Source organism: Halorubellus litoreus, assembly GCF_055378595.1.
Genome location: NZ_AP043835.1, coordinates 196,502 through 213,023, shown reverse-complemented (window position 1 = coordinate 213,023; position 16,522 = coordinate 196,502). Strand labels below are relative to the sequence as shown.

At 69.1% G+C, this 16,522-nt stretch carries 14 protein-coding genes; 5 read left to right on the top strand and 9 right to left on the bottom strand.

The window, feature by feature from the left end; genetic code table 11:
• Positions 1-77: 77 nt before the first annotated feature.
• From ACZ48X_RS03610 to ACZ48X_RS03600, 3 genes are all read right to left on the bottom strand, one after another.
• Positions 78-968 (bottom strand): DUF5794 domain-containing protein, encoded by an 891-nt coding sequence (locus ACZ48X_RS03610; protein WP_336351757.1) that lies wholly within the window; start codon positions 966-968, stop codon positions 78-80.
• A 207-nt stretch (positions 969-1,175) separates the two neighbouring features.
• Entirely contained in the window at positions 1,176-3,737 is a 2,562-nt protein-coding gene (locus ACZ48X_RS03605) for a hypothetical protein (protein WP_336351758.1), read from the bottom strand.
• A gap of 135 nt (positions 3,738-3,872) precedes the next feature.
• Positions 3,873-4,724, bottom strand: coding sequence for a poly-gamma-glutamate hydrolase family protein (locus ACZ48X_RS03600; RefSeq protein ID WP_336351759.1), 852 nt, complete (start codon positions 4,722-4,724; stop codon positions 3,873-3,875).
• A 55-nt stretch (positions 4,725-4,779) separates the two neighbouring features.
• Between ACZ48X_RS03600 and ACZ48X_RS03595 the strand changes: the two genes are divergently transcribed.
• Entirely contained in the window at positions 4,780-5,970 is a 1,191-nt protein-coding gene (locus tag ACZ48X_RS03595) for an outer membrane protein assembly factor BamB family protein (protein WP_464379805.1), read from the top strand.
• 16 nt (positions 5,971-5,986) lie between these two features.
• Here the strand turns inward: ACZ48X_RS03595 and ACZ48X_RS03590 are convergent, their stop codons facing one another.
• The 3 genes from ACZ48X_RS03590 to ACZ48X_RS03580 form a co-directional block, all read right to left on the bottom strand.
• Entirely contained in the window at positions 5,987-7,315 is a 1,329-nt protein-coding gene (locus ACZ48X_RS03590; RefSeq protein ID WP_336351761.1) for a hypothetical protein, read from the bottom strand.
• Between the two features lie 127 nt (positions 7,316-7,442).
• Positions 7,443-8,069, bottom strand: coding sequence for an SIMPL domain-containing protein (locus ACZ48X_RS03585; RefSeq protein ID WP_336351762.1), 627 nt, complete (start codon positions 8,067-8,069; stop codon positions 7,443-7,445).
• A gap of 76 nt (positions 8,070-8,145) precedes the next feature.
• Positions 8,146-8,592, bottom strand: a complete 447-nt coding sequence (locus ACZ48X_RS03580) for a hypothetical protein (protein ID WP_336351763.1) — start codon at positions 8,590-8,592, stop codon at positions 8,146-8,148.
• Positions 8,593-8,888: 296 nt separating this feature from the next.
• Here ACZ48X_RS03580 and ACZ48X_RS03575 point away from each other — a divergent pair, with 296 nt between their 5' ends.
• Together ACZ48X_RS03575 and ACZ48X_RS03570 are read left to right on the top strand one after the other, a co-directional pair.
• Positions 8,889-9,569: a hypothetical protein gene (locus ACZ48X_RS03575; protein WP_336351764.1), complete on the top strand. Its 681-nt coding sequence runs from the start codon at positions 8,889-8,891 to the stop codon at positions 9,567-9,569.
• A gap of 124 nt (positions 9,570-9,693) precedes the next feature.
• The gene (locus ACZ48X_RS03570; protein ID WP_336351765.1) at positions 9,694-10,374 is read left to right on the top strand and encodes a metallophosphoesterase family protein; all 681 of its coding nucleotides are present in this window, start codon (positions 9,694-9,696) and stop codon (positions 10,372-10,374) included.
• Between the two features lie 31 nt (positions 10,375-10,405).
• Here the strand turns inward: ACZ48X_RS03570 and ACZ48X_RS03565 are convergent, their stop codons facing one another.
• The 3 genes from ACZ48X_RS03565 to ACZ48X_RS03555 all read right to left on the bottom strand — a co-directional run bounded on the left by ACZ48X_RS03565 (position 10,406) and on the right by ACZ48X_RS03555 (position 13,914).
• Positions 10,406-12,328, bottom strand: a complete 1,923-nt coding sequence (locus ACZ48X_RS03565; protein ID WP_336351766.1) for a hypothetical protein — start codon at positions 12,326-12,328, stop codon at positions 10,406-10,408.
• Complete coding sequence (locus ACZ48X_RS03560; RefSeq protein ID WP_336351767.1) at positions 12,325-12,900, bottom strand: hypothetical protein; 576 nt, start codon at positions 12,898-12,900, stop codon at positions 12,325-12,327. The genes ACZ48X_RS03565 and ACZ48X_RS03560 overlap by 4 nt, the downstream gene beginning before the upstream one ends.
• 96 nt (positions 12,901-12,996) lie before the next feature.
• Positions 12,997-13,914, bottom strand: a complete 918-nt coding sequence (locus ACZ48X_RS03555) for a hypothetical protein (protein ID WP_336351768.1) — start codon at positions 13,912-13,914, stop codon at positions 12,997-12,999.
• A 440-nt stretch (positions 13,915-14,354) separates the two neighbouring features.
• Between ACZ48X_RS03555 and ACZ48X_RS03550 the strand changes: the two genes are divergently transcribed.
• Together ACZ48X_RS03550 and ACZ48X_RS03545 are read left to right on the top strand one after the other, a co-directional pair.
• Complete coding sequence (locus ACZ48X_RS03550; protein ID WP_336351769.1) at positions 14,355-15,149, top strand: M14 family metallopeptidase; 795 nt, start codon at positions 14,355-14,357, stop codon at positions 15,147-15,149.
• 254 nt (positions 15,150-15,403) lie between these two features.
• Positions 15,404-16,459 carry a tyrosine--tRNA ligase gene (locus ACZ48X_RS03545; RefSeq protein ID WP_336351770.1) on the top strand — a complete coding sequence of 352 codons (1,056 nt, stop codon included), beginning with the start codon at positions 15,404-15,406 and terminating at the stop codon, positions 16,457-16,459.
• Positions 16,460-16,522 lie beyond the last annotated feature (63 nt).

Genomic DNA, 16,522 nt, shown 5'->3' with positions numbered 1-16,522 from the left:
CGTAGGTCGCCCCACGGGCGTCGCCGTCGTCGTGCGACGACGACCGCTTCGACCGTGGACGACCCCGGTGGCTGGGGTCAGGTGTCGTCGCCGGTGTCGATGGCGAACGCGAGGGCGAGTGCGAAGACGGCGAGCGACGAGAGGCTGGGGAGGACGCCGGCGATGCTGAGCGGGACGAGCGCGAGCGCGATGCCGGCGCCGGTGCGGAAGGCGTCGCGGTCGAGGTGGTCGTCGACGCGCGGGCCGACGAACGCGCCGACGAGGGCGAGCGTGGTCGCGATTCCGGCGGCGCCCATCGCCTGCGCGACCACGAATGGCTCGACGATGACCGTGAGCGTAATCGGGGCTGGTTCGAGGAGCCGTGCGGCGACGCTCGCGACGAGTCCGGCGGCGAGGAGGTACTTCGGGGCGACGAGTTTCGCGGCGAGGACGTCGTTGGCGATGCTGGCGCCGACGGTGAGGACGATGAGCGCGCTGAAGACGTGGAAGACGCTCATGTCGAGGAGGCTCGCGAGCGTCGGCGCGGCGACCGCCTCGAGGCCCGCCGCGGGGACGACGAGGGCGGCGACCTTGAGGACGCGGAGGAGGCGAGTGCGGCGGTCGTCGCCCGCCATCTCCTCGAAGATGATGGTGAGCATCCACGGGCCGCCGAAGATGGTGCCGCCGACGACGAGCAGCCCGGGGACGGTGTCGAGGGCGCCGCCGAGGACGAGCGCGGGGAACACGCCGTCGACGAGCGGCAGCCCCATCGCGAGGAGGAGTGCGCGCGTCGCCGCGTTGCGCTCGGAGTCGGTGTAGTAGCCGTACGCCGCAAGGAGCGGCGCGATGAGTGCGAGGAGCCCGCGATACCCGCGACCGACCGCTTCCTCCGTGCCGCGATAGGCGCTCGCCGCGACCGCGACCGGGAACGGCGGCGTCTGGTCGGTCGACGATTCCGCCCGCGTCTGGAGTGGGTCTTGTTGACTCATACCAAGACGATGGACCCGACACTCCGGAGTGGCGGTGTTGGCAGATACCTAATCTCTCTGTTTATACCAGGGAAGATACTTGGAACGCGCGAGGGAACGACGGCTTCCCACAGCGCCCCACGTGCAGCGTGCTCCGCCCACGGACTGGGCGGACTCGTGGAGTCTGGAAGCCCGGTAGCTACGAGGGAGTCACGTTCGCGAACGCCGTCAGCGCTCGTGGCGCTCTCCGTCCCGAGTGCTGGTCGCCGCCAGGGTCTGCGTCGTCGCGAGACGGTCGACGACGTCCACGCGTCGTCGCCGGTTCGATGGCAAGCGCGCTCGCTCTATCAGGGACTCCCGCCAGGCCTCGACCGGATCCGCAGTGGTCCCAGCGAGACCCCCGAGGGCATCGAAGACGGTCTCGTACGTGTCGCGCTCCCACTCGTCGATGACGCGAGTGCTCGCCGCCGTGTGCCAATCGAGCGAGGGACGTATCGCGTCGGGGTCGTGGAAGCGATCCAGGGCTCCTGGCGTGCTCTCGCAGCCGGCCAGTTCGTCCTGGTTCGCGGCGTACCCCGCAGTGACGAGCGCGTGCAGCGCCGTCGCCGCAGCGGGAGCGGCACCGTCCGACCGACCGCGGACGAACTTCTCGACGCCCATCCGAGCCTCGGGTGGCGACTCCAGGAGGAGAACCCCGAGAAGCTCCCAGAACGCGGTGGGACCGGCCTCTCGGGGCAGGAGCGAGCCGGAAGCCAGTGCCTCGATCGCCTCGACTGCTGCCGTTCGCACGTCCAAGTGCGTGGCCCGAGACCCGTACACGAGGACTGGAACGAACTCGCGCACCGACGCCTCGGACATCCCGCCTGCACGGGCACAGGCAGCGAGCGTCCGGAACGCCGTCGCCCTGTGCTCGGGGTTTGGACTTCGGACGCTCCAGGCCAGCGGCGACCGGAGTCGCCGGGTGTCGACGGGCACGTCCGCGGCGTCGTCGAGGAGTGCCGAGAGCGTCTCGAATGCCCGTACTCGCGACGCTCCACGGGTCTCGACAGCGGCGCGCTCGAGAGCGGCGACGACCGCCCGTATCCTCACCTGGCTGCATCGAGCGTCCCCGTGGAGGACCGTGAGACACGTCGCGACGCCGTCGGGCACGTACGCGTCCCCGTCGTCGATGGCGCGTTCGAGCGACCGGAGCACGGCCTCGAAGAGCGCGTCGGTCGGCATCCCCGCATCGATGAGCGCCTCGATTGCCGCGTCGAGGAATCGCATCGCGAAGCCGTTGAGGCCGTCCTCATTGACGATCAGGGCTTCGACCAGGTCGACGACCGAATCAGTGCATTCGGCTATCGTCGCCGGCGGGGTCGTCTTCGCGAACGTCTCGAAGGCCTCGGCGGTGACGTCGGAGTACTCCGTCGACGCGGCCACTTCGGTCAGGATATCGAGAACGTCCCGGATTCGGGGTATCGAGAGGTCGACGGCCGACAGGAGACCCTCGGCGGCGACGGCCACCTTCACCGGTGCGCGGGTGTCGTGCGCGGTGACGGCTTCCGCGAGGAGGTCGACGACGCGCGACCCGTGTCCGGGAGCGAGTGCCTCGTTCGAGACGACGTCCACGAGCAATCTGGCGACGTAGAACGCGTCTTTCTCGGGCTCCTCGGTCTCGAAGGCGTCGAGGTCTTCGAGAATGGCCGAGAGGTGTGCGACGGTCAACTGCTCGGATTCGAGGAGCGTCGTATAGCACTCCTGGACGGCCCGTCGGTCCCGCTTCGTCGAGTTCGCGAACCCGAACGAGGGCGTCTCGAGTATCGTATCGACCACGGTCGGCGGAAGGATGCCCGCCGCGAGCAGGCTCTCCAGTCCGGTCGCTGCGACCCACTGGTCGCCGTCGTCCCGGCCGCCGCTCCCCTCGAGGAGCGAAGTGGCGACGCCTCGCAACGTCTCCGCTGAGACGTCGTTCAGCGACTCCAGGTCCGACAGGACCCCGACGGCACCCTCGCGGATGCGCGGGTCGGGACTCGTCGAGGCGCGCTCCGCGAGCAACGCGACGACCTCGTCGGTTCCTTCCGGGACGGGTGCGTCGGACGGGCGCGCGTCGACGCCCGTGCAGCGAGTCAGGAGCGCCCACGCGTATAGTTGCGGGTACTTCGACTCGGCCGCCGCCGAAAGCAGCGGCGAGAGGTCGTCGAGCGGCGGGAGCTTCTCGGGCGCTTTCCGGGCGACGATTGCCAGCAGTCGGACGACCGCCGAGCCCGTGGACGTGTGCTCGTCGGGGTCGATTCGCGCCCAGCATTCGAGCGTCCGCGCGAGCACGTCGGGGCTGACCGCGGTGGCCGTTTCGGTCGGTGCCGCGACGGCGAGGTCGGCGAGCCCTCGAATCCCGACGTGGTCCACGCGATGCCGCGACACGGTACCCTCGACGTTCACGCTAACCGCGAACGCTCGCACGAGCGCCCGCACCGCGTCTGCGTCCGCGGGAGTGTCGAGGAATCTCGGGAAGTCGAGCGCCGCCAACGCCCGGGTCGCGTCGAGTTGTACCTGGCGGACAGCCGACCCGACGCCGAACACGTCCGTCCCCGTGCTCCGAGAGAACGCTGCCGTGTCGATGAGGACGCCCGCGAGCGACGGAACGAGGCGTCCGGCAGCAGTCGGTTCGTCCTCGACGACTGAGCGGGCGTCCGAGACGGCGCGTCTGGTCTGCAGCGTCGCCGAGGGCGTCGTACCGACGGCTGGCAACGCCGCTAATCGCTCGCGAACGTCCGCGACTCGGTCCTCGTTCCTCGCGTTCGCGGTCATGGCACGATTGTCAGCAGGGTCACGACCATCGCCGTCCAAGCCACGTCCGTACCTACGGAACCCATGGACAAGTATCCGTGCGACGGACGATGGGACGGCCGGTACTCGGTGAGGCGTCCCCGATGTCGCGGAGCGTCAGTCAACATAGACGTCGAGGATGGCGCGGGCGACGCGCTTCCGATACCGGTAGCACGTGACGGGGGTGAGTTCGAGGTGGAGGCCTCCCGATTGGGCGAGGTAGTTGACGGAGTTGGTCGTGCTACGGCCGGCGAGTTTCATCTCGTCGAGGTCGGTGACGACGCGCTTGGAGTCGGGGAGGCGCTCGCGGAGTGCGTCGCCGACGGCGTGCCGGACGTCGTCGTCGACGCGCCCGCCGACCCCGACGTGGTCGGCGTTCTGCATGTGGACGCTGACGGCGTGCTCGAACCGTCGGTCGATAATCTCCGAGAGTCCCGGATAGGACTCGGGCGACTGGCAGGGTTCGGGGACGTGCCAGCGGTCGAACGCGTCCGGCTGGAAGCCCTGGCACGCCCAGAGCGTGCACGGCAAGCCGGCGTCTCGGAGGCCGCGGTACACGCGGATACCGGCGTCGACGGTCCCGAACTCGACGTCGCCGCCGTGGCACGCGGACACGAGGAAGCGGTCGCTGTCGCCGTCGTCCCAGAGGGTCTCCGCGAACCCGCCGACGCGACGCGCGGTCATCACGTCCTCGCGGGGCACCAGCCCCGAGACGTACACCGGACTGCGCTCGCGGACCTGTAGGCGGTCGCGCCCCGGTTCGGCGAGCGCGAGCGTCGGCCGCTCCCCGCGGTAGATGTCCTCGACGACGACGAACGCCCGCGTCGCCTCGCTCTCCACCCGCAGATGGCGGTCCGTCGAGACGTCCAGGCGGTCCGCGAGCGCAGTCGAAACCGCACACCGATACGCCGGGTCCGCGAGCGACGCCTCGAGCGCGTCCGGCGGGGCCCGTACGACCGCTCCGATCACGGCTGGTTCACCGACATACCCCTCCCGGGGCGTCGAACGCGCAAAAGGGAGCGCGTTGACCTACACGCGTTGGAGACAGTCACTCGCGGAAAGATATTTAATAGCGACAGTCCAGTGTGGTTACAGGACTATGGATGGAGACCAGTGGCCGATGTTCGGACCCGATCCGTCGAACACCGGCTACACAGATTCGACAGCGCCGACGGCTCCGGTGACCGAACGCTGGCGGTTCGAGACCGACTACCGCATCAGTTCGTCGCCAGCAGTGGTCGACGGCACCGTCTACCTCGCTGACGACGCCGACACTGCCCTCCCGGAGCGCGAGCAGAGTCATCTCCACGCGCTGGACGCCGAAACCGGAACCGAGCAGTGGCGCTACCCGTCTGGGTCAGTGACGTTCTCGTCGCCGGCGGTCGTCGACGACAAGGTCTTCCTGGGGGAGAGCTTCGGCCCGCACGGCGAAGAGACGGGGTCGCTCACCGCACTCGATCGTGCGGACGGATCGGTCGTCTGGCAGTTCGACGTCGACGGCGTCGTCTTCGGTGCGCCGAAGGTCGTCGACGGAACGGTGTATTTCGGTAGTCACGACAGGCGACTGTACGCCGTGGACGCCGAATCAGGTACCGAGAGGTGGCGGTTCCAGACCGGCTCAGAAGTCTGGACCGCCCCAGCAGTGGCAGATGGCACGGTCTACATCGGCAGCGGGTTCCAGGACGGGCACGTCTATGCCGTGAGCGCAGACGACGGCGAGGAACAGTGGCGGTTCAAGACAGCGGACCACGACGGATACGATCAGTTCGATGAGGGCGGCGTCTTCGACGGTATCGCCGTCTCCGACGGCACCGTCTACGCCGGGAGTCACGACGGGCGGTTGTACGCGCTCGATGCGACGGACGGAACGGAGCGCTGGCACTTCGAGAACGAAGGCGTCCCCGCGTCACCGGCCGTCCACGACGGAACGGTGTACGTGGCAACCTGGGACGACGCTCTCTTCGCGCTCGACGCCGCCGACGGGACCGAGAAGTGGCAAGTGTCGGTCGGCCGCGTCGACCACACGCACCCCGTCATCGCCGAGCATACCGTGTACATCGGGACGAGGAAGTTGTACGCGTTCGACGCTGCGACCGGCACCGAACGATGGTCCGCCGACATCGATAGCAACGCGAAATCCGCTCCCGTCATCGTGGACGGTACCGCGTACATCGGCACGATAGGCAAGACCCTGCACGCGTTCGAAGCGGAGTGAGACGGTCGGTTCCCGGTCAGCGACCCACGGTCTGGACGGCGTCGACGAGTGCGGGTGCGCGGTCGCGGAACGCGGCGAGTTGGTCGGCGAACGCGCAGTCGTCGCCGCCGCAGCGGTCGGTCGAGAGCGCGCACAGCGGACAGGTGAGGCGTTCGTTGCCGCGGCCGATGTCGGCGGCGCGGTCGAGGAGGCGCGCGGTGAGGCGGTCGGTGACGAACGCGCGCTCCCAGACGGCCGCGTAGGACTCGCCGCCGTGGACGGCGTCGCTGGCGACGTAGGGGCTGACGAGCCAGTTCGGGTCGCCGCCGCGGCGCTGGTAGAGGACGGCGCCGAACCCGGCGGCCTCGTACGCTTGCGCGAACAGCCACGCTTGTCCGGTGGGGTAGCCGACGCTGTCCTGGTGGTCGCGCGCGGTCCGGTCGTCGGGGCGAGCGCGGTGCGGTTCGGCGAGCAGCGGGAGGTCCGCGACGGCGGTCTGGGTCGCCCAGCTCCCCGCCGCAGTGGCCGGTGCGAGGCCGCCGTCGGCGGGATCCCCGATGGCCTCGCGGAGGCCGGTGTGGAAGGCGGCGAGTGCGCGGTCGGCGCCCGTCTCGGTGTCCAGATCGGCGACCGCGTCGAGCACGCGATGGGCGCGCGCCTCGAGGTCGTGCGTCGAGAGGACCCTGGGAGCGCCGGGGCCCTCGCGGTCGTGGCTCGCGCGTCGTCCGTCCGCCGGCGGGTGCTCGAGGCCGGTGGTGGACAGCGGTGGGTCGAGCGCGACGTCGATGGCGGTCTCGAACGCGCCGAGACCGTGGCGGTCGAGGACGTCGCGGTACTCGCCGGCGAGCGTGGCGACGGCGCCGCCGCGGCCCGCGCCGCGGCCGAGGGTCTCGATGGCGTCGCGGAGCGCGTCAGGTTCGGCGAACGAGTCGTTCTCTGCGTAGCTGTCGACGTACCAGTCGACGTACGCCTCGTCCTCGACGAGCCAGGAGAGGAACGCGTGGAGGCCGGCGCGCGTCACCGTACTGAACCCGGCCTGGAGGTCGGTGAGCGCGCGGTCGTGGCCGACGAGTCGCCGCGCCCCCGAGTCGAGCGGTTCGTCGCCGTCGACCACGGCGCGGGCGGTCCGGCAGAGGTCGCGCTTGTGAACGCGGAACGCAGCGCCCGCGGCGGTACGCGACCGATACCCCGCGAAGACGACGGGGAACTGGAGGACGCCGACGGTGTTCCCGAGCACGTCCTGGACGCGCGGCGGGACGCTGAGCGCGTTCAGTCCGGGACTCACCTGGACGCGCGCGTCGGTCTCGGTACTCGCCTGCGGGAGCGGGAAGCCATGCCGGTCGTGGAACGGATACTCGAAGCTCATATTGATTGGTGCCGTCAGAGCGACGGCCCGTTCGACACCTGGACGGCCGACCGCCCAGCGGCGGCGTTGCCGTCGCGACCGAACGGTGGATTCAAGTATGGAACGAGGACGCCCGCGGCGGGCGGCGTCAGGCGTCGTCGCCGGTCGGGGTGATGGCGTACGTCACGTCGACGGCGACGCCGATCTCGACCACCCCCGCCTCGTGCTCGAAGCCCCCGTCGAAGAAGCCGTCGTCCCCGCCGAGCGCGTCGAACGGCCCCGACTCGCGCGTCTCCATGGCGTCCAGGCCGGCGATCTCGTGGCCGGCGGCCGCCGCGGTGCGTTCGGCGTCCTCGCGAGCGCGCTCGGTCGCCGCCTCGAGGAGGTCGCCGCGGACCGCCGCTCGCGTCGTGCTCGACGCGGCCGGGTCGACGTCCTCGAGGAGCGCGCCCGACTGCACGCCCGCCGCGACGACGTCCTCGACGACGTCGGTCGGGCAATGCACCTCGACGGTGCGTCGCGCCACGAACGCCGCGTCCTCGTCCGCGTCGAACATGCTCGCTGACTCCCCCACGAACCCCGAGCGGAGGTCGACCGACACCGCGTCCGAGACCGCCTCGATGGCGTCGGTCACCGTCCCCTGCCGGTCGTTCGCGCGAGCCCGCGCGTCGTTCGCCCGGTCGGCTTCGGCCTCTATCTCGAACTCCAACTCGTACGACTCCGCCTCGACGTCCTTGCGCGCACGTCCAGTCACCTCGATGGTCGGATTCGACATACACCACACCCCGAACCCGGGGCGTAAAAACACCTACACCCACCTACAAGACCCGGAGGCGACCGCAGCGAGGCCCTCAGATCTCGTTCGACCCGGCGCCGTTGCACGTGTTGCAGCGGTGCTTGCGCTTACTGTGCGTCTTGCCGTACCCGGGGTACTTCTGGCCGGTACCGTCGCAGTTCCCGCACTCGAGGCGGCCGGTGGCGAGCGCGAGCACGCCGTGCCCGCTACACGTCGGACACTGGTACTCGCGCTTGCTATGCGTGCCGCTGTACCCGGGGTACTTCTGGCCGCTCGCCCGGCAATGCTGGCACTTGAACAGGCCCTCGCCGCTGCCGACCGAGATGCGGTTCGCGCCCTTCCCACCGCACGTCGGGCACTCGTACTTCGACTTGCTGTGCGTGTCGCTGTACCCCGGGTACTTCTGGCCGCTCCCCCGACAGTGCTGGCACTCGACGATCCAGTCCGTCGACCCCTTCTCGATGACGACCTTCGTGTACGTCGTGACCTTCCGTTTTCCCATTGCACTCGATCAGTCTCCCAGTACCACAATGGGTCGAGCGTTGGGCTACAGTCCCTGTAGCCCGCGATTTCGTTCGTGGCGCTCGCTGCAGGGGCATTCGAGAGAGGGGACTGCCCTGTGACCGCGCCGGACTGGCGTCGCGTCGGTCCCGTTGTCACTCGGTTTGACGTCGGTGAACGAGAAGGCGCATACCCGGACCCTGACGGCGCACCCGCCGATAGGTGCCGGCGGCGAGTTACACGTTCGGTACCTCGGGGTCGCCGTTCATACTCGCTCGACGAACTGGAACGACTAGGATGCTCGCTTCGATACTCTCGAAGGCGAAGGCGTGGCTGTTCGACGACCCCGAGGACACCGACGACCTCACCGATCTCGGCGAGATGGAGCTCCAGCAGCGGATCAGGGAGCTCGAGCGACGGACGACCGGCCGCCGCGAACAGCTCGAGTCGCTCCGGGACCGCTACCGGTCGGCCGTCGACAGGGCCGGGCGCGTCGAGGAGCCCGAACTCGTTTCGGTTCGCGCGGACCTGACGGCGGTCCTCGAGCGGACCGCGTTCACGCGAGCGAAGTTCCTCCAGGCGATACGTGCGAAGGGCTTCCTGAGTCGACTCGCGCTCGCGAAGCGCTCGGACGCGTCAATCGAGGGATTCGACTTCGACCGGGATGCGGTCCCCACCGTCGTCCGCGACCCAGTCGGGAACGGCCTGCAACCTGACGGCCGCACTCCGACGGTCGGATTCGACCCGCCATCGGACCCCGAAGACCTCGACGCGTGGGGGACCCGCGAGCTCGGTGACGTCGAATCGTACGTCGATGACGTGGTGGCGGCAGCGCGAGGCGACGACCCGGTCCCGGCGCTGCTCGAACTGATCGAGACGGACGAGGACGAGGAGTTCGACGAGTTCCTTGACGACCAGACCGACGACGACAGTGGTGAGGCACCCGGACCGGAGGGGAGGGCTCCGGTGACGGACTGACAACGGCGAGTCGAGCGAGACCGACGGGAACGCGACTGCAGCGGCGACGGATTGAGGACTGCGACGCTACACGACGTGTGGCCGTGCCCCGTTCTTTACTTGTGGGACGGTCGACCGTGTGCGTATGCGAATAGCGTTGATCTCGGACGTCCATGGGAACCTGCCGGCGCTCGAGGCGGTGCTCGACGACGTCGACGACGACGACGCGGTGGACGCGACGGTGTGTGCCGGGGACGTCGTGGGGTACGGGCCGTGGCCGAGCGAGTGCGTCGAGCGCGTCCGCGAGACGTGCTCGGTGGTCGTGCAGGGGAATCACGACCGGACGGTGGAGACGCCCGCGGAGTACAGTCACAACGAGATGGCGATGCGGGGTCTGGAGTACGCGAAGCGCGAACTCTCCGACGCGCAACGCGAGTGGCTCGCCGCGTTGCCGCCGCGGACGACCATCGCTCGCGACCGGTTCCGCCTCGTGCACAGTCACCCGGACCCCGACCAGCTCGGTCGGTACGTTCGACCGCGCGGGTTCCCGGAGATGCGACCGTACCTCGACGACCACGACGGCCTCGTGCTCGGGCACACGCACCTCCAGCATCGCGCCAAGGTCGATGGGAAGCTCATCGTGAACCCGGGAAGCGTCGGCCAGCCGCGCGACGGCGACCCGGACGCGGCGTACGCGGTGCTCGACGTCGAGGACGCGACCGTGGAACTCCGGCGCGTCGAGTACGACGTCGACCGCGTCATCAAGCGCGTCGAGGACGAGGGGCTGCCGCGACGCATCGGGACGCGACTGCTCGACGGGAGCTGAAACCGTCCACGCGAACCGAAGTCGAGAAGCCTTACTGGTGGCCGGCGCGCTCCAGCCGGAGGTATTCGTCGAGGAGTGCGGGGAGGTGCGCGTCGTAGGACGCGCGGACGTCGGCGGTGACGCACGCGTCGCCGCCGCAGGGGTCGGCGATGATGGCACACAGCGGACACTCGACGTCGTCGAAGGCGTCGGCGTCGATCGGTATCGGCTCGACCTCGTCGAGTTGGGCCGCGGCCGTCCGGAGTTCGTCGAGCGAGTACGCGTCGAGGACCGCGTTCATCCGAGCCGCGGCGTCCGGGTCGTCGGCGGTACCCTCGCCGTTCGTCTCTCCGTCGTCGCTCCCCCCGATGTCTTGCTCGGCGAGCCCTTCGCGGAAGGAATCGTCGAGGCCGTCCAGGTTCTTCGCGGCGAGCCCGGAGTCCGGGCCGAGCGCGGCCGTCGGGTCCTCGGCGGCGTCGGGCGTCTCGACGGCGTCGTAGTCGACGGAGTCGAGCGCGGCTTCGAGCGCGTACTTGTCCGGGAATCCGTCGCGGAACGCCTCGCGGACGCGGTCCTCGTACTCGTGCCGGCGGATGAATAGCGTGTTCAGGAGTTCCTTCCCGACGAAGTAGTGCTCCCAGAGCGCCTGATAGCTGTCGACGCCGTCCGGGACGCCCGGATGGTCGACGAGGTCGTCGGTGTCGACGGCGTGATAGTTGAGTTGGCGTTTGGTCTCGTCGCTGGTCGGCTGGAAGACGACCGCGCCGAACGACCCGTGCTGTTCGAACGCCTCGATGAGGACCTTCGGCAGCGGTTCCTTCTCGACGCCGATGAGGTCCTGGTCGGGGACGTCCGTGGTCGCCGCAGCGGGAACCTCGAGGAGTGGCGTCGGTCGGTCGAGCATCGTCTCGGCCGCGTCGATGTCGACGCCGTGCACGCGCTCGCTCAATCGCTGGCGGAGGTCGTCGGCGTCGAGCTCGTGGACGCGCTCGTCGATCTCGTCGTCGAGCGCTTCGAGCGCCTGGAGCGTCGACACGAACACGTGGTCGAGCCACGTGTCCGCGTACGCGTCCACGTCCGTCCCGAGCGCCGCCTGGACGTCGTCGTCCTCGATGGCGTCGGCGTGCGCGAGCAGGTACTCGTCGATGTCCTCGTCCGCGACCCGGTAGCGGTCCTCGAGCGCGCCGGGGTCGATGGGGTCGACGTCGAGACCCTCGACGCAGAGCGCGTCGAAATCGGCGTCCGGGCCGAGCGGCGCGATGGGGTAGGGGACGTCGAGCGTAACCTGGGCGACGGTCTCGGCGACGCTCCGACGCTGCGAGAGCCGGTTGAGTTCGCGCTGTGCGTCGCTGGCCGCCGCGTCGTCGCTGTCGGTGCCAGTGGCGTGACTGAGCGCGTGATAGTACAGGGGGTTGACGTAGAGCGCGCCGTCGCTCTCGGCGTGAACGGCGCCGCGAGCGATCGCCGTCTGCGTCTCGATCTCCGAGAGCAGGCGGTCGTGTATCTCGTCGGCGTCGTGCTCGTCGCCGTACACGGCGTCGAACGTGCTCTGTATCTTCGCGGGGAACTCGGCGTCGTCGTACACCACCGAGAGAATCTGGAGTTTGTCCACGGCCTCCTGGAACGGTTCGACGGCCGCCTCGACGGTCTGAGCGGTGAGCCAGGCGTCGTAGAGCGTCCGCAAGCGGTCCGCCCTGACCGTCGGGTCGTCGAGCGCGTCGTAGAGCGCGTCGATGCTCGCGAGTTTCAGCCGCGAGAGCGAGTTCACGAGGCCGACGGACCACTCGCCGTGCATGAACTCCTCGCGGGAGACGAGCGCGTGGATGAGCGTCATCCCGATGGGGTCGTCGGCGGCCTCGTGCACCCGGAGCGTGTTCGTGGTGTAGTCAGCGCGCGCCATCACGTGCTCCTCGCCGTCCTCGGTGAGCGTCTCCGCCTTGAACGCGTCGCGGAACGCGGCGAACTCCTCCGTCATTCCGTCCGCTCCTCCTCCTCCAGGCGTTCGAGCGCGGCGTACAGGTCCGCGGTCTCGAGTTCATACTCGGTCATGACGTCGTCGAGGACGGTCGCGATCCGGGCGATGTCGTCCTCGTCGAGGCTGCTCTCGGCGGCGCGCGCCGCCGCCGCGGACTTGTACGGTTGTGCGAGGTCCGGTTGGCCGACGCCCCGACTCGCCCCTGCAGTACCCTCCTTCCCGTTCCCGGTCGCCGTGACGCGGTCGTACGGCTGGTCGAGGGTTGCGTCGGGGAGCGCCGCCGGCCCGGAGTGGACGCCGCGGAGGGCGTCCTCGAGCGCGCCGACGAGCTGGTGTTCGACGCGCGCCGGGTCCTTGTCGTCGTCGAGGTACGTCTCGAACTCGGTGTTGGCGAGGGCGTCCTTGGCGATGTCGGGGACGTCCTCGATGTCGGGGATGTCTCGCGTGAGTGCGGGCGTTCCGAACGTGAGCGTCACGATGTCGTCGGCCTGGGCCTCGCTGACGCCGTTGCGCGCGAGGATGTCGCGCCAGACGTCCTCGATGGACCGGTCGTGGTCGTTGTCGGTAGTCATTGGCATACTGTGTTGGTTTCGTGGGGTGACGTGGTGTGATGGCGTGGCGTCGTGTGGTGAGCTGGTGGTGTGTCGTTCGGTTGCGTGGTCGTGCGGTCAGTTCTTGTCACGTTGGTAGAGTGCGGCGAGTTGGACGTGATTCGCGTCCGTGTCGACGGTGACGACGCTGTCGTAGAACGTCATCCGCGCGCTCACGGCCGGGTCGTCGACGCCCTCGGTGTCTGCATCCTTGCGTACGTGGTCTTTGCGTGTGGCGTGACTCGCCTCGGTCGTGAACTCCGCGTAGTCGTCGTAGAGCGCGGCCGCGAGGTACCCGACGAGTTCCGACTTGAACGCGTCCGCGAGTTCGTCGGGTGCATCGACCTCGAGGTTCCGGTACTCGACGTCGGCGAGGACGGCGAACTCGACGTACTGTTTGTCGAACTCGCCGAGGAGGAGCGGCGGCGAGTCGAACGGGTAGTCCGCGAGCCAGTCGGCGTCCTCGTCCGCTGGAGGCCGGCCGAACTGTCGGAACCGAACCGCGACCGCCGGGTCCTCGGCGTCGTCCTCGAGGGTGGCGTGCGACCGGAGTTTGGCGTACAGGCGTGCGGCGCGCGGGTCCGGGTCCTCGTCGTCGAGGACGGCGGACCCGAGGTAGCGCGTCTTCCGGCGGACGTCGTCGCTCGTCGCGTGCTCGAAGTAGCCCGGGGCGAGCGTGCGGATCATCGCGCCGTCGAGCTGGAGTGGGCGTCGGCTCTCGTTCCCGACGGCCTTGACCTTGTTCAGGGCGCCGGCGGTCCGGAGGTCCAGGGCGTCGCTGTCGGTGTTGAGGTACGGGCTGAGGTTGGTGTCGCCCCAGTCCGTGTCGATTCGGTCCTCGAGCGCGCCGAGGACGTCGCTCCCGTCGACGGTGAACTCGCGGTCGTCGACGAAGTCGACGAGGACCGAGAGGACGTCGAACGGCCGACCACCCCCTGGTCGGAGGTGCCAATCGTAGTATTCTTCTCCCTCGTCCCGGACGGTCACGAACCCCATGGCAGCGTCTTGTCGACGGCACGACCTAAAGCTACCTCCCGGTTCGGAGCCGACCGACGACGCGGTCGACCACGCGCTCCGGGACGGGGCTTTTCGGGTCGCGTCGCTCGGTGAGCGCGCACGCTTGGACGGGCCGCGTCCACCTGTCAGTTCGAGCTTGTGCATCGTGTCGAACCATCGCGTCCCCACGACACCCCACCTGGCGTCCACCACCCGACCCAACACAACCATTAAGTGCGGGCCGCTGTCGAGAACGGAAGCGCGACCTGCTCGTCGCCGGACGCCCGAGGTACTTGAACCGAGCGTTGGGGACGCGAGCGAACGCCGGAGCGGTGAACGCGGCGCGTCGACCACGACACGATGCCAGCACCCGACTCGAACCCACGACCGGCCGTGACCCAACGAGCGCTCTCGACGCCGCGTCCGGGGGTGCGTCGCTGATGTACTGCCTCGAGCGCGGCCCCGTCGACGACCGACGACCCATCGCAGTCGTCGCGGCGCTGCACGGCGACGAACCCTGCGGCGCGTACGCCATCGCGGACCTGCTCGCTACCGACCCCGCGTTCCAGCGGCGCGTGAAGTTCGTCGTCGCGAACGAGCGCGCGATGGAAGCCGGCGAGCGCTACGTCGACGACGACCTGAACCGCGCGTTCCCCGGCGATCCACACAGTCGGTCCCACGAGCGCCGGCTCGCCGCCAGGCTCCGCGAGGAACTCGCCGACGCCGAAGTCATCACGTTCCACTCGACGGACGCAGAACCGACGCCGTTCGCGCTCCTCCAGAACCCCAGCGAGACCACCGACGCGGTCGTGCGCGCCACCGGCCTCGAACAGATCGTCGACATCAGCTACGTCGACGGCGGCCTCGAGGACGTCGTCGACGGCGTCGCCGTCGAATGCGGCCCCATGCGCACCCGAGGCGCCGCCGAGAGCGCGCGCGGCATCCTCGAGCGATTCCTCACCGCCCGCGGCGCCCTCCCCGGAGCCGTCGAACCCGTCGACCTCGACGTCTACCGCGTCGACGGCGTCGTCGACCGCGGCGACCTCGCGTTCACCGGCCGGAACTTCCAACGCGTCCACGCCGGCGACGCCTTCGCCGTCGACACCACCGGCGACGACGGCGAGATAACGGCTCCCGAACCGTTCACGCCCGTCCTCATGGCGACCGACGGCTACGACGACATGCTCGGCTTCCAGGCCACGAACGTCGGGCCGCTCAGCGAACTCGAACCGTAGCCGCGTCGGTCGCGAGTCCGAACGAAACCAGTTCGAACGTGACTTCGAGTCATCATGAAAATCGTAAAACTGCCAGTCGATTCGTACGAATATGTTTCTGGATTTTGCTTTACGCCGGGGGTGAAGGGAAGTTCTCGACGCTGAGGGTCCACTCGAGGGAAGACGATGTCACGGGTCGATGGCATATAAAGACAGAGTTGGGTCGGAGGCCGAACGCGAGGACGACTGCGATGGGTGTTGTTCGTCGAATCGTGATGTCCGACGCAGACCCAGAGGTCGAGGACGCGTTCGAACTGATCACGAACAACGCGGTGGAGGCGGTGACGGAGTCCGAACTCCGCGAGCTGGCGGCGGACCCGGAGGGGGAGCGCGCGTACGTCGGCTACGAGCCGAGTGGCGTGCTCCACCTCGGGCACATGCTCACCGCGACGAAGCTCATGGAGCTCCAGGAGGCGGGGTTCGAGGTGGTGGTGCTGCTGGCGGACGTGCACGCGTACCTGAACGACAAGGGGTCGTTCGCGGAGATCCGCGAGACCGCCGAGCGCATGCAGGAGCAGTTCGTCGCGTTCGGCCTGAACCCCGAGCGGACCGAGTTCGTGCTCGGCTCCGAGTTCCAGCTCGACGAGGACTACGTGCTCGACCAACACGAACTCGGTCTGGAGACGTCGATGAACCGCGCGCAGCGGTCGATGGGTGAGATCGCGGGCGACGACGCCGAGCGCGTGAGTCACGTGAACTACCCGCTCATGCAGGCGCTCGACATCAAGTACCTGAACGTCGACCTCGCGGTCGGCGGGATGGAACAGCGGAAGGTCCACATGCTCGCGCGTGACGTCCTCCCGAAGCTCGACGAGCCGGCGCCGACGTGCCTGCACACGCCGCTCATCGCGGACCTCGAGACCGGCATCGGGAAGATGAGTTCGAGCGACGGCGTCACCATCAGCATGGAGGACTCGACGGCCGACATCGAGGCGAAGGTCGAGGCCGGGTTCTGTCCGCCCACCGCGGACCCGGACCCGGAGGCGCACCTGTCGAGCGACGACCTCCCCGAGGGCGTCGAGTCCGCGGACGTCCAGCTCGAGAACCCGGTCCTGCAGTTGTTCGAGTTCCACGTGTTCCCGCGGTTCGACGCGGTGACCGTCGAGCGCGAGGACCGCTTCGGCGGGGACGTGACCTTCGACTCGTACGCGGCGCTGGAGGCGGCCGTCGAAGCCGGCGACCTCCACCCCGACGACTGCAAGAGCGCACTGGCGGACGCGCTCGACCGCCTCGTCGACCCGGGCCGGCAGAAGTTGGCGGCCGCGGACTGAGGCCCGCGGAGCCCTTCGACGCGGCTGTCGCGTCCGATTCGAGCCCGACCGGTCGGGCCGAAG

What these genes read in the sequence shown, in the direction of transcription:
- ACZ48X_RS03545 (WP_336351770.1), top strand. Translation starts at nt 15,404, where the DNA reads ATGTCCGACGCAGACCCAGAGGTCGAGGACGCGTTCGAACTGATCACG.
- ACZ48X_RS03555 (WP_336351768.1), bottom strand. Translation starts at nt 13,914, where the DNA reads ATGGGGTTCGTGACCGTCCGGGACGAGGGAGAAGAATACTACGATTGG.
- ACZ48X_RS03585 (WP_336351762.1), bottom strand. Translation starts at nt 8,069, where the DNA reads ATGTCGAATCCGACCATCGAGGTGACTGGACGTGCGCGCAAGGACGTC.
- ACZ48X_RS03550 (WP_336351769.1), top strand. Translation starts at nt 14,355, where the DNA reads ATGTACTGCCTCGAGCGCGGCCCCGTCGACGACCGACGACCCATCGCA.
- ACZ48X_RS03570 (WP_336351765.1), top strand. Translation starts at nt 9,694, where the DNA reads ATGCGAATAGCGTTGATCTCGGACGTCCATGGGAACCTGCCGGCGCTC.
- ACZ48X_RS03565 (WP_336351766.1), bottom strand. Translation starts at nt 12,328, where the DNA reads ATGACGGAGGAGTTCGCCGCGTTCCGCGACGCGTTCAAGGCGGAGACG.
- ACZ48X_RS03580 (WP_336351763.1), bottom strand. Translation starts at nt 8,592, where the DNA reads ATGGGAAAACGGAAGGTCACGACGTACACGAAGGTCGTCATCGAGAAG.
- ACZ48X_RS03560 (WP_336351767.1), bottom strand. Translation starts at nt 12,900, where the DNA reads ATGACTACCGACAACGACCACGACCGGTCCATCGAGGACGTCTGGCGC.
- ACZ48X_RS03575 (WP_336351764.1), top strand. Translation starts at nt 8,889, where the DNA reads ATGCTCGCTTCGATACTCTCGAAGGCGAAGGCGTGGCTGTTCGACGAC.
- ACZ48X_RS03605 (WP_336351758.1), bottom strand. Translation starts at nt 3,737, where the DNA reads ATGACCGCGAACGCGAGGAACGAGGACCGAGTCGCGGACGTTCGCGAG.
- ACZ48X_RS03610 (WP_336351757.1), bottom strand. Translation starts at nt 968, where the DNA reads ATGAGTCAACAAGACCCACTCCAGACGCGGGCGGAATCGTCGACCGAC.
- ACZ48X_RS03590 (WP_336351761.1), bottom strand. Translation starts at nt 7,315, where the DNA reads ATGAGCTTCGAGTATCCGTTCCACGACCGGCATGGCTTCCCGCTCCCG.